4 protein-coding genes are annotated in these 13,588 nt (G+C 64.1%); all 4 read right to left on the bottom strand.

All coding sequences use genetic code 11. The annotated features are described in order from the left end of the window. Positions 1-78 precede the first annotated feature (78 nt). The 4 genes from RPF88_RS12015 to hutU all read right to left on the bottom strand — a co-directional run bounded on the left by RPF88_RS12015 (position 79) and on the right by hutU (position 13,565). Entirely contained in the window at positions 79-1,860 is a 1,782-nt protein-coding gene (locus RPF88_RS12015) for a glucan ABC transporter ATP-binding protein/ permease (protein ID WP_013532297.1), read from the bottom strand. Positions 1,861-2,372: 512 nt separating this feature from the next. Beyond that, complete coding sequence (locus tag RPF88_RS12020; protein WP_337122476.1) at positions 2,373-10,955, bottom strand: GH36-type glycosyl hydrolase domain-containing protein; 8,583 nt, start codon at positions 10,953-10,955, stop codon at positions 2,373-2,375. A 266-nt stretch (positions 10,956-11,221) separates the two neighbouring features. Then, positions 11,222-11,809, bottom strand: a complete 588-nt coding sequence (locus tag RPF88_RS12025; RefSeq protein WP_013532299.1) for a HutD/Ves family protein — start codon at positions 11,807-11,809, stop codon at positions 11,222-11,224. Between the two features lie 85 nt (positions 11,810-11,894). Further along, on the bottom strand, positions 11,895-13,565 hold the full coding sequence (gene hutU, locus RPF88_RS12030; RefSeq protein ID WP_013532300.1) for a urocanate hydratase: 1,671 nt from the start codon (positions 13,563-13,565) through the stop codon (positions 11,895-11,897). Between the last annotated feature and the right edge of the window lie 23 nt (positions 13,566-13,588).

A 13,588-nucleotide genomic window follows, 5' to 3' on the forward strand; every position in this document is an offset into this window, starting at 1 on the left:
GGGGCAATCGAGCGGTGGTGTCGCAGGGCTGCAGCGCTTTGCCTTCTCCCCTGTGGGAGAAAGCAGAGACGTGCCTGATCAGGCGGCCGCTTCCTGCTGTTGCAGCACGGTGCGGCTGAGGCGGCGGACCTCCTCGTCGTTGAGCAGGCCGCCAGCGCGCAGCAGGCTGGCAAAGCGGCCATTGCGCAGCGACAGCTCGGTGAAGCCGCCCATCTCGACCACCCTGCCCTTGTCCATGAACACGACCAGATCGGCGTCGCGAACGGTGGTCAGGCGGTGGGCGATGATGAAGGTGGTGCGGTCGCGGCGCAGTTCGTCGATCGCTTCCTTGACGCGGTCCTCGGTCTCGACGTCGAGCGCGCTGGTCGCCTCATCGAGCACCAGGATCGGTGCGTCCTTCAGCACGGCACGGGCAATGGCGATGCGCTGACGTTCGCCGCCCGACAGCTGGCCGCCACGTTCGCCAACCACCGTGTCGTAGCCATTGCTCTTGGACAGGATGAAGTCCTGTGCGGCAGCCGCATTGGCGGCGGCATGGATCTCGTCATTGCTTGCATCGGCGCGGCCGACACGGATGTTGTCCTCGATCGAGCGGTTGAGCAGGCCGGCATCCTGGAACACCGTGGCGATCGAATGGCGCACCGACTTGCGGGTCACGGTGCGGGTGTCGATGCCGTCGATCAGGATACGGCCATGGGACGGCGAGAAGACACGCTGCAGCAGGTTGATGAGCGTGGTCTTGCCGGCACCCGTCGGGCCCACTATGGCGACGGTCTGGCCCGCCTGCACCTCGAAGGACACGTCGTCGATGCCTTGGCCGGAATTGGCGAATTCAAAGCCGACATTCTCGAAGCGCACATGGCCGGTGACGTTGGAAAGATCGCGCAAGCCGTCCGGCTCGGCGGAATCAGCCGCGGAGTCCTCGAGATGGTAGAAATCCTCGAGCTTGGCACGGGCCTCGGAAATCTGGTTGGCGAAAGCCGACATCTGGTCGAGGCGAGCGATCAGCATCGTGGCAAAACCGGTGAAGGCAATGACGTCGCCGACACCCAACTGACCATGAGTCACGAGATAGGAGCCGATCGACAACACGATCAGCATCGAGATTGCCGATGACAGACGGTGCAAGGCATTGGCCAGCGCCCACCAGTCGAGCACAGGGTTCTGCGCGTCGAGCAGGTTCTTGACGTAGCGGCGCAGCGTATCGGCCTCGTGGCCGAGGCGATTGTAGCTCTGCAGCACCGCAACGTTGCTGACCGAGTCGGTCACATGCGCGAACACCTTGTGGTAGTGGCGCTCGACCGCGGCCTGGCCCGCCTTGGTGCGGCGCATGACCATCCGGCCGATGCCGACATAGAGCAGCCCGAGGCCAAGCAGCACCAGCGACATGCGCAGGTCCATGCTGATCGCGGTCGGGACCAGCAGCACGAGGGCGACAGCCGTGGACAGATGCTGGCGCATGAATTCGAGCCAAAGGCTGAACAGGGTTTCGACGGCGCGCAGCATCGTGTGCAGCGCATTGGAGGTGCCGTGCTGATGGTGCCAGGCGAGCGGCATGGTGATCACGCGCTCGAACGACTCGCAAAGCACTTCGCTGCGCCGAGCATGGGCGAAACGGTCAGCGCCGCGCGCCACCATGACGAAGGCAACGATGTTGAAGGCGCCGAGACCGGCCCACATGACCAGCGTGGTGAAGACAGAGCCACGCTCGGAGATGGCGCCGATGACGCGACCGAACATAATCGGCTCGAGAAGCGCTACGATGGCGAGAGCCACGTTGGCCGAACAGATCAACGCAACGCGTTTCCTGTCCGCGGCCAGATAACCGAGAGCTCGCCAGTAGATTTGCAGAAGGGTCACCCCAGTTACTCCGCCACGCTGTTTATTGTGCACTGCATCATTTTATTCGTACCGGTTGATACGTCGCAAAACAATGGCCGTGTACCCCTTCAGTTCCCTTAGAGCGAACAAAAGATGGCGACGTTCCGAAATCTGCCGTGATCACCTAACGGTTTGAGAAGACAGGTAAAATGTCAGGCATGCGGCGAAATCATGGCAGTTGGCACGTGCTGCCATAATTTTAATCAGCAACAATGTCGGGCGGATGACTGAGGCCGAAATCGCCTTTCGCGAAGTATAAAGCAAAACAAAGCTGCAGGATGCCCTTCCAGGCGAAGGGTGGCCAAAGCCTCATCGCTCGCGGCTACTCCTATGGGGCGCCTCAAACCTTTGATTTCATAGACTTCTCGGCGGGATGCCCGTCAACGGCAGACGGCAACGCCAGGCGGGATGGGGCCTCTCATCCCGCCTGGCGTGACAAAAGTCGCGGTCGGGGCCTCAGCCCCGAGCGCATGCTTTTTGGGCAACAGGCCTCAGGCCGGAATCCTGACGACAACCTCGGCAACTTCGCCGTCCTTCAGCTCGACTGCCGAAGCCTTGGTCTTTGCCCCATTCACCTCCAGCGACACGGCCTTGGCCTTATTGTCGCGGATGACACGAACCTTGAGTTCCGCCCCCAGCATTTTGAGATTTGCCGAGTACCCATCCCAGTGGCTTGGCAGCTTCGGCTTGAACTGGACACGCTTGCCGCGCCGTTCGATGCCCAGAATGCCTTCGACCGCAGCCCTGTAGAGCCAGCCGGCAGAGCCGGTGTACCAGGTCCAGCCGCCACGGCCGCCCTTGCCGTTGCCGGCATTGTCGTCCCCGGCATAGATGTCGGCCGCCACGACATAGGGCTCGACTCGATAGTGCTCGGCCGTGGCCTCGTCGGTCGCGTGGTTGACGGGATTCAGCATCGAGAAACAACGATAAGCCTCGTCGACCTGCCCCATCTCGGCAAGCGCGATGACGAACCATGTGGCGGCGTGGGTGTACTGGCCGCCATTCTCGCGCACGCCAGGCGGATAGCTCTTGATGTAACCGGGGTCCTTTTCCGTCTTCGAGAATGGCGGCGTGAACAGCTTGACGATCTTCAGCTTGTCGTCGACGAGCAGCTTCGTTGCTTGCTCCATGGCGGTGGTCGACCGTGCCGGGTCGCCCTCTCCCGAAAGCACGCTCCAGGACTGGGCGATCGAGTCGATCTTGCACTCCTGCGAGTTGCGAGACCCCAAAGGCGTGCCGTCGTCGAAACTGCCGCGCCGGTACCATTCGCCGTCCCATGCGGTGCTCTCAAGCGCCCGCTTCAGAACATCGGCATGCTTTGCCCAGGCCTGTGCTCGCTTGGCATCACCCTCGGTCTTGGCGACGGGCGCGAAATCGCCCAGCGTCTTCAGCAGGAACCAGCCGAGCCAGACGCTCTCGCCCTTGCCGTGCTCGCCGACGCGGTTCATGCCGTCGTTCCAGTCGCCGCCGAGGATCAGCGGCAGGCCCGCGGGGCTGCTGCGCTTGATGGCGAGATCGAGCGCACGCGCGCAATGGTCGTAGAGCGTCGCTGTCTTCTTCGAGATTTCCGGGGTGAAGAAGGCATCGTGCTCGCCCTCGCCCAGCGGCTGTCCATCGATGAAGGCCAATTGCTCCTTGAGGATGGAGGCATCGCCAGTGACCAGCAAATAGCGCGCCGTAGCGTGGGCAAGCCAGACCACGTCGTCGGAGATCAACGTGCGTACGCCAGCACCCGTGCGCGGCAGCCACCAGTGCTGCACGTCGCCTTCGGGGAACTGCCGCCGCGCCGCGTTGAGGATCTGGTCGCGCGCCAGCTGCGGGTCATGTGCCAGCAGCGCCAGCGTATCCTGCAACTGGTCGCGGAAGCCGAAGGCGCCGCTGGCCTGATAGAAGGCCGAGCGGGCGCGGATGCGGCAGGCCAGGCTTTGATAGGGAAGCCAGTGGTTGACCATGGCGTCGAGCGCCTTGTCGGGCGTCTCGACCTGGATGGTGTCGAGGAAGCCGCGCCATTCGCGCTCATTGTCGGCCAATCGCTGGTCGAAGTCCTTGGCCCGATGCTCCTGCACCAGCGCGCTCGCCTCCTCGACCGACTCGGCGTCGCCGAGCAGCCAGAGCAGCGTCACGTCGCCGCCTGCCGGGATCTCGACGTCGCGGGCAATCGCCGCGCACGGATCGTCGCCGGCCTCGACACGGCCAGACAGCGCCGCACCGCTCAGCACCGCCTGCGGTAGCTCGCTGGAGCCATGCCGGCCCAGGAACTCCGATCGGTCTGTCGTCACCGAATGGACGCCGCCGTCGGCCGCCAGGAACGCAACCCGCTCGCCGAAATCCAGCCCGTAGGGGTTTTGTGCGAGCAGCGCCCCACTGGCGGCATCCCGCGACGGGACGATGGTTGCCGCAGTGCGCGACCGATGCCCGCCGAGCACCCATTCGGCATAGGCATAGACACGCAGCCGCGCCGGCACCGAGCCGGAATTCTGGATGCGCAGCCGCGAGATTTTCAGGGAATCGACCGGATCGACGACATGGGTAAGGTCCATCGACAACGGTCCGCGCTTCGAGCGGAAGGTCGAGAAACCCTGGCCGTGCCAGGCCTCGTAGGTCATCGAGGGATCGCGCACCATGGCGGCGAGCGGCGAGAATGCCTTGCCGCTGGCCTGATCGTAGATATAGAGGCCCTCGCCCGGGCGGTTCGAGACCGGATCATTCGACCACGGCGTCAATTGGTAGTCGCGGCTGTTTCGGCTCCAGGTGAAGGCTGCGCCCTCGGCGGAGGTGTGGAACCCGAACGAGGCGTTGGAGACGACGTTGATCCACGGCTGCGGCGTCGTGCGCCGCCCGGCCAGGCGCACGACATAGTGCCGTCCGTCGCCGTCGAAACCGCCAAAGCCGTTCCATTGGCTGAGTCCGCTGCCATCGGCGCTGACATTGGCCACCGCCTGCGAGGCAGGAGTATGCGTCGTGGGTGTCGGCGACGGCAATTCACGCGGAATCGGCAACGTTGCCAGAGCATCCCGCGCCTGCAGGGCCGCCGCCTCGGCGCGCTCGATCTGGTCGAAGATGGTGCCGTTGCGCGTGTGCAGGACGACGCGGGCGACGGCGAGCAGCGTCTTGTAGGTGGTCTCGTCCATAAGATCGCGGCGCACCGCGAAAATGTGCTGGCGCGGCCCGAGCTCCTTGCCGCGCAGACGGCTGTTTTCGCACAGCGTCTCGACCGCCCGCTGCAGGTCCTGGACATAGGAGGACGCCTGCTCGTTGACGACGACGAAGTCGATCATCATGCCGCGGGTGCGCATATATTCCTGGAACCGCAGCGCCTGAGCGACGATTTCGAGATCGGCGACATCGCCGATCCTGACCAGGAAGATCGGGAAATCGCCGGAAATGCTTGTCGGCCACAGGCTCGACTGCTTGCCCAGCCCCGAGGCGATGGATTCGGCGGGAAGACGCAGGAACGGATCCGGATAGATCAGATAGCGCGCCAGCTTCTGCACATTGGCGGCATCGGTCAGGCTGAGGCCCATGTGGCGGGTCTGCACCTGGCTGCGCGTCCAGGCAAGCATGGCCTGGCGGGCAAAGCTCTCCGGATGGTCGAGGCGGGCGATGGCTTCGTCCAGTTCGGCACGGCCGGCGCCGACAACCGTCCAGAAGGTCAGCGATATCTTCTTGTTGGCCGGCACGCGCACCTGGCGGCGCAGCGAGGCGACGGGATCGAGCGTAAAGCCTGAGTGGCCGCCCAGCCTGGCGCCCGGGTCGAAAGCGGCTGCGTCGACGATGGTGCGGCCACGGCCGATGAAGGCGCGCCTGTCGGTCTCGGCCTCGGCGTCGCGCGCCGATCCGGACGGATCGGTGACGAAATGCACCATGGCGATATCGGGCTCGCTGGTCTCGCGCTTGCGCCGCGTGGCGAAGATCGCCGCGTTGTTCGCAGAGATTTCGGTTTCCACGAACATCTTCGAGAAGGCCGGATGCGCGTTGTCGGACGCCTCCAGGCCGAGCACCAGTTCGGCAAAGGACGTCACTTCGATGTGACGGTCGGACGGACCGTCATTGTAGAGCGTGACCCGACGGCCCTCGCCATTGCCTTCCGAGATGACGATGCATTCGACCTCGGAGCGCAACGTGCCCACCGATTTGACGAAGCTCGCCTTGTCGTCGGAGAACAAGGTCTGCGCCTTTTCCTCGGCGGCTCGCTTCGGTTCGGCTGTAGCCGACCACCAGTCGCCGGTGCCGGCGTCACGCAGGAAGATGTAGGAGCCGAGCCGGTCCTCGGTCGGATCCGGCTGCCAGCGGGTGACGGAGAGATCGCCCCAGCGGCTGTAGCCCGAGCCGGTCGCGCTGACCATCACCGAATAGCGGCCGTTCGACATGACGTTGGTCGACCGCAGCGACTGCAGCGGATTGAGCACGATGCGGGTGTCGGGGCTGTCGACTTCGGTCTCGTCCTTGGAGCGTTCGTCGGCCTCGGTCCTGACGGTCGCGGTCGGGATGTCGCGCGGCGCCCTCTCCTGCAGCAAGAGTTCGGCCGATTCGATGACCGGATCGCTGTGGAAGCGGTCGCGCATGCGACCTTCGAAGATGGCGTCGGCAACCGCCGCGATCGACATGCCCGAATGGTGGGCCATATAATTCTGGACGACGACATGGTCCGTGCCTTCCGGCACGCGTTGCGGCGTGAAGTCGACGGCATCGTAGTAGCCGTGGCGGCCGAGCGCCCCGATCTCCCGCAATCGGGCGAGATTCAGCACGGCTTCACGCGGATTGAACTGGGCCGCCAGTATGGTGGCGTAAGGCGCGATCACCGTGTTCTGGCCAAGACCGCGCTTCAGCCCGAGGCCTGGAACGCCGAAATTGGTATATTGGTAGGTCAGTTCGCGGTCGCGGGCATTGTAGGCGGCCTCCGAAATGCCCCACGGCACGTTCTTCTGGCGGCCATACTGGATCTGGCGTTTGATGATCAGCTTGCTGGTCTGGTTGAGGATCGAGCCCTGCGGCTCCTTCATCACCAGCGGCGGCATCAGATATTCGAACATCGAGCCGGACCAGGACATCAGCGCGCCCTGGAAACCGATTTCGACGATCGGCCGGCCAAGCCTGAACCAGTGCTCGGTCGGCAGATCGCCCTTGGCGATGGCGAACAGGCTGGTCAGCCGCGCTTCGGAAGCCAGAAGGTCGTAGCAGCTTTCGTCGAGCTGGTGTTCCTCGACCCGGTAGCCGATCGACAGCAGCTTGCGCTCCGGCCGCATCAGGAAGGAGAAATCCATCTCGAAGGCATAGCGGCGGGTGCGCTCGCGTAAGGTGAGCAGCTTGGCACGCAGCGCCTCGACGGCATTGTCGTCGCTGTGCGCGTCATGGACGTGCGCTTCGCAGGTGGCTTCCAGCCTTGCCGCCCAGTCGACGATGACGTCGCTTTGGGGCGACACCGCCTCGGTATGGATGGCGGTGGCCAATTTGCGGATTTCGCCTGCCAGCACGGCCAGGTTGATGGTGCGGATCGACGCCATTTCGGGCTGCGCCTTGATGGTGTCGACAGCGCGCCGCATGCCGTCGAGACGGTCGGCGAGGCGCTGGCGCAGCGGGCGCAACTGACGGCGGTCGTCGGGCAGATCATCGAGGCTTTCGCTGAGGATGGTGACCGTGTCGAGAATGCCTTCGAAATCGCCCTGGAGGTGCACGGAGGGCGCCTCCGCCCATTCGGCGCAGGCCGCCGCCACCGCCACCAGATGGCCGGCGAGGTTGCCGCTGTCGACAGCCGAGATGTAGAGCGGATAAAGCGGCTTCAGCGTCGTGGTGTCGTACCAGTTGAAGAGGTGACCGCGCTCACGCGGCATGCCCTCGATCGTGGCCATGGTGGCGTCGATGCGGGTGATGGCGTCGGACAGGCTGATCCAGCCGAAGTCGCGGGCGGAAACGACGGACAGCAGGTAGACGCCGATATTGGTGGGCGAAGTACGAGGCGCCACCACCGGTGCCGGGCTTTCCTGGAAATTGTCGGGCGGCAGATGGTGATGCTCTGCCGTCACGAAGCTTTCGAAATAATGCCATGTGCGCCGCGCCACCGTGCGCAACGTATGGATATCGGCCTGCGATATGCGCAAGCGATCCTCGGTTTCAGCCGAACGGCTGATCCAGCTGGCGATGGCGGGCGAGCCAATCCAGAACAGCGCGAAGAAGAAGGCAACGAAGGCGCCGGTCGAATCGGCCAGCACCGGAATGGCAAGGCCGACGAAGCCGATGATCACGGCGCCATACATCATGCCGTAATACGACCCGACATCGTTGTCGCCCGCCTTGTGCGCCTGCGAGGCGGTGCGCCATTCCAAAAGGTTCTGGCGGCTGACGAACAACCGATAGAGCGTGCGCACGATGGCATCGCCCATCATCCAGGCGTTGTGCGCCATCAGGACGATCTTCAGCGCCACCATGGCGGTGCCGAAGGCGACGTCGCGTGCCAGGGCCGAGAAATGGCCGCGTGGCGTCTGGTCGCCGCTCTTGGGCAGGATGGCGTTGACGATGTCGAATGTCGGCGCCATGAACAGGCTGAGGATCAGCAGGGCCTGCCATTGCGCGGCCTGTGTGAAGGGCAGCAGCGTCCAGCCGGCAATCGCCGCCATCACCCAGAAGATCGGCGTCAGCGAGCGGCGCAGATTGTCGATCATCTTCCAGCGCGACAGCGCAGGCACGCCGGAGCGCGGATCGAGCATGAAGCCGAGCAACTGCCAGTCGCCGCGCGCCCAGCGATGGTGGCGCGAGGCGTCGACCGAGTAGCGGGTCGGATAGTCCTCGACCAGTTCGACATCGGTGACCAGCGCCGATCTCGCCAGCGCGCCCTCCAGCAGATCATGGCTGAGGATGGTGTTTTCCTCGATGCGGCCCTGCAGGGCGGCCTCGAAGGCGTCGACGTGATAGAGGCCCTTGCCGGTGAAGGACCCGTCGCCGAAGACGTCCTGATAGAGATCGGACACGGCAAAGACATAAGGGTCGAGGCCGCGATTGGCCGAAAACACCCGCTGGAAGAACGACGCATCGTCGCCTGATGTCAGCGACGCGGTGATGCGCGGCTGCAGGATCGCGTAGCCGGCGGTGACGACGCGCTTGCTGGCATCGAAATGCGGCCGGTTGAGCGGGTGGCAGAGCTTGCCTACGAGGGTGGCGACCGCGTCACGGGTGGTGCGCGTGTCGGCATCGAGCGTCATCACGTGGACGACGTTCTCCGGCAGCGGCACGTCGAGCGGCAGGAACGTGGTGTCGCTGTCGCCGCGCAGCAGAAGGTCGAGTTCATGCAGCTTGCCGCGCTTGCGCTCCCAGCCCATCCACGACCCTTGCGCCGCATTGAACAGCCGGCGCCGGTGTAGGACGTAGAAACGCGGCGCGCCTTCGGAGGGATAGCGTGCGTTGAGACGAGCGATCTCGGCACGCGCGAATTCGAGGATTTCGGTGTCGGCAGCATCGATCTCGGTCTTCGAGTCCGGCCAGTCCGACAGCAGCGCGAAGTGAATTTCTTCGGCCGTGTTGGCGAGATGATGCACCTCGATATTGCGGATGTTTTCCTCGACATCGTCGCGCGAGCCGATCAGCGACGGAACCACCACCAGCGTGCGCGCCTCGGGCGGCACGCCGTGCCGGTAATCGTAGCCGACGAGGCGCGTCGGTTTCAGGAACAGCGAAACGACCGTGTTGAAGAAGGCGAGCGCGCCCTCGCTGGCCGGCACGGCAAAAAGCGCCAGCATCAGGACGATCGAGGGCACCGACAGGCCGAGATTGGCGAGTGCGTTGCCGGAGAGGACGAGAAGCAGCGCCGTCAGCGCAAACACGGGTACGACGATGCCGAGCCAGCCGGTCTTGCGGAAGGCACGCTTGACTGTCTGGCTGATGGTGGGTCGATAGCCGATCGCCTTCTCCAGCTCGAGCCGGCGTGGGCCGACGAGAAAGAAGCCGACATCGGTGTGGGCGGACCCGGTTAAAACGACGTCGCCGTCGCCATCGCTGGCGGCGTGGCCGGCCAGCTCGATGGCCTTCTCGGCGACGCGATATTCCGAAAGGTTCGAGCGGCGCGCCAATTCCTCGATCGCGGTCCGGTACTGGTCGCGCGAGAAGAAGTCGAGCGCGGCGAAATCGGTGCGCTCGCGCAGCACGGTGTCGATGCGGCTGACGCCTTCGAACCACACGGTCCAATCGACGTCGTTGATGAGGCGCAGGCCACGAATGATGTTGCCCGTCGTCACATTGCCGCTGGACAACGTGTGATGTTCGGAAATGATGATTTCCTCGGCATCGGAGCCGGTCTTTTCGAGCTCGCCTTCCAGCCATTCCAGAGCCTTGCCGGCATTCTGCGAGCCATCGCGCAGGCGATAGAGCAGCTGGGTGGCGAAGGTGGTGTCCTGTGCGTGTGCGCTGAAATTGGACAGGATCGACTGCCGGTCGGCGCTGTCGTCGGTGGCCAGGACCTTGTCTGCCACATCGTTGGCGATCTGACGCATCTGACGGGTTCGATTGACCCTGACCGCCAGCCGGCGCAGATTTTCGATCAGCACGAAGCGCAACAGCGAAGGCAGCGCCCAGAGTTCGCCGATCTTCAGCGGCTCGACCGACTGAAAACCCTGGACGATGGACTTGAACATCGTCGCCGAAACGGAACTGTCCGAATGTGCGACATAGGTCCAGGCCAGCGCCAGCGCGCGCGGCACGCTGCCGCCGTCAGGCAGTTTCAAGGTCGGCAGCTGGCGATAGAAGCGGCGCGGCAGGTCGCGCTTGACCTGGAAAATGGTCTCTTCGACCAGGTAATTGTTGTCGAGCAGCCATTGTGCCGCCGGCGTGATCGTCTCGCCCCTCGCCTGCGCCGCATTGGTCGACCGGTAGACTTCCAAAATCTTCTTGGCGCTGTCGCGGATACGGGCCTGAAAATCGAAGGGCGTCAGCCCGAACAGATCTGTGAGGTCGCCTTTCGCCAGGCTTTCACCGAGCAGCCGAAGGCGCTCTTCGGGCAGGTAATTGGAGCGGATCGGCTCTTCGGTGATGGCCGGGAAGCTCGCGCTTGTCTTCTCGATTTGGGCAGGATTCGTCTGAATATTCATTGAAAATTCCGTAAGCGGGCACTGAGCGGCGTCACCGCCACGGCAATGGCCCTAAAACCGGTTCAAATGCAATTGGTTGCATAAACCCCACTTGCCGAAAGTTTGTTTCCGCACCACGACAGGGCGTCGTCTCTCAGCAAAACTCAAAGACAAGCACCCCACTTCCCGCCAGCCAGATCGGCGGAGAGGATTCAGGCTTTTTCGTGATGCCGCCAGCAGCTTACGCTATATTTCGCCGGTACCGCGATCATGTTTGGAAACAAGCGTTAATCGTTGCCGGCGATGGCGCGGATCCGGATCACGTACAGCGTTGCCTCATGGGCGGGTTGGACAAGCAGGCCGGTGCTGACCGGCCCGGACAGCAGCGTGTCAAGCGGCCCGAGGCGAACCGGTTCAGCGGCGGGCACACTGATGTCGCCGTCCAAGCACAGGATGAGCGTTGTGCCGGCTTCAGTCCGGATTTCCACGGGGGCCGAAATCACCAGGCGTTCGACCGAATGCGTCATCCGGCTTCGGCGGGTCATGACATTGAGATCTGTGATCGGTCCGCCGATCAGCGCGGCCGAGGTCTGCACGTCGGCCGGGAAAGAAAACAGGGCGGTCGTCCTGTTTATAGATCTCGGCGGGTAGCCGGCAATCTCGAGGACGATGCCCTCGCCTTCGAGCACGGCAAGGGTGCGATCGATGCCGGCGAATTGCGAGAACGGACCGCTCGATTCGACACGGGCCATCGACACGCGCCAGTCGAAATCGTTTAGCCCGGCACCGGGCGGCGAGACGGCGATTTCCGTCGTCACGCCGCCGCCGTTCTTCCACGGCATCGACCGGTATTCGGCTGCCCGCAGGATGCGCATACCTAGCCCTCCGCTATGGTTACGGGCGTTCGAAACTCGAAAAGCCGATTCCGCGGCTTTTCGCCTGCCTGCGGCCGGACGTTTCTCACCCGAGAATGCCGGGCAGGTTGAGCTGGTGCTCCTTGGCGCATTCGACGGCGATTTCGTAGCCGGCATCGGCGTGGCGCATGACACCGGTCGCCGGGTCGTTCCACAACACCCGCTCCAGGCGCCTGGCGGCTTCGCGCGTGCCGTCGGCGACGATGACCATGCCGGCGTGCTGCGAGAAACCCATGCCGACGCCGCCGCCATGGTGCAGCGACACCCAGGTGGCGCCCGACGCCGTGTTGAGCAGCGCGTTGAGCAGCGGCCAGTCGGATACCGCGTCCGATCCGTCCTTCATCGATTCCGTTTCGCGGTTCGGCGAGGCGACCGAGCCGGAATCGAGGTGATCGCGACCGATGACGACAGGCGCCTTCAGCTCACCCTTGGCCACCATTTCATTGAAGGCGAGGCCGAGCCTGTGGCGGTCGCCAAGGCCGACCCAGCAGATGCGCGCCGGCAGACCCTGGAAGGCGATGCGCTCGCGCGCCATGTCCAACCAGTTGTGCAGGTGGGTGTTGCCGGGCGTCAGTTCGCGCACCTTGGCGTCGGTCTTGTAGATATCTTCCGGATCGCCCGACAGAGCCGCCCATCGGAAGGGACCTATGCCGCGGCAGAACAGCGGACGGATATAGGCCGGCACGAAGCCGGGGAAGGCAAAGGCGTTCTCGAACCCCTCCTCCTTGGCCACCTGGCGGATGTTGTTGCCATAGTCGAGCGTCGGCACGCCGGCGTTCCAGAACGCCACCATCGCCTCGACATGTTCGCGCATGGAAGCGCGGGCCGCCTTCTCGACCGCCTTGGGGTCGCTGACGCGCTTCTCGCGCCACTCGGCCATCGTCCAGCCCTTCGGCAGATAGCCATTGATGGGATCATGCGCCGAGGTCTGGTCGGTGACCATATCGGGGCGAATGCCACGCCTGAACATCTCCGGGACGATCTCGGCCGTATTGCCAAGCAGTCCGACCGACTTCGCCTCGCCGGCCTTGGTCCAGCGTTCGATCTTTTCCAGCGCCTCGTCGAGCGTCTCGGCGCGCTCGTCGACGTAGCGGGTGCGCAGGCGAAAATCGATCGAGTCCGGGTTACATTCGATGGCGAGACAGCAGGCGCCGGCCATGACGGCGGCGAGCGGCTGGGCGCCACCCATGCCGCCGAGGCCGCCGGTCAGGATCCATTTTCCCTTGAGATTGCCGCCATAGTGCTGGCGACCGGCCTCGACGAAGGTCTCGTAGGTGCCTTGCACGATGCCTTGCGTGCCGATGTAGATCCACGAGCCGGCCGTCATCTGGCCGTACATCATCAGGCCCTTCTTATCGAGCTCGTTGAACTTTTCCCAATTCGCCCAGTGCGGCACCAAATTGGAGTTGGCGATCAGCACACGCGGGGCGTCCGGATGGGTGCGGAAGACGCCGACCGGCTTGCCCGACTGGACCAGCAAAGTCTCGTCATCGGCCAGCGTCCTCAAGGAGGCGACGATGCGGTCGAAATCGTTCCAGGTGCGCGCCGCCCGGCCGATGCCGCCATAGACGACCAGTTCGTTGGGATTTTCAGCAACATCCGGGTCGAGATTGTTCATCAGCATGCGCAGCGGCGCTTCCGTCAGCCAGGAGCGCGCGCTGATTTCGGTGCCGCGCGGGCTGCGGACTTCGCGGATGTTGTGGCGAGGATTGTTCATGGCGTCACTCCATAAGAGGATCT

The organism is Mesorhizobium sp. ISC11 (assembly GCF_037162595.1).
In the GTDB taxonomy this organism is placed as follows: Bacteria; Pseudomonadota; Alphaproteobacteria; order Rhizobiales; family Rhizobiaceae; genus Mesorhizobium; species Mesorhizobium ciceri.

Coding starts and splice junctions, on each gene's coding strand:
- RPF88_RS12020 (WP_337122476.1), bottom strand. CDS start 10,955: ATGAATATTCAGACGAATCCTGCCCAAATCGAGAAGACAAGCGCGAGC.
- RPF88_RS12025 (WP_013532299.1), bottom strand. CDS start 11,809: ATGCGCATCCTGCGGGCAGCCGAATACCGGTCGATGCCGTGGAAGAAC.
- hutU (WP_013532300.1), bottom strand. CDS start 13,565: ATGAACAATCCTCGCCACAACATCCGCGAAGTCCGCAGCCCGCGCGGC.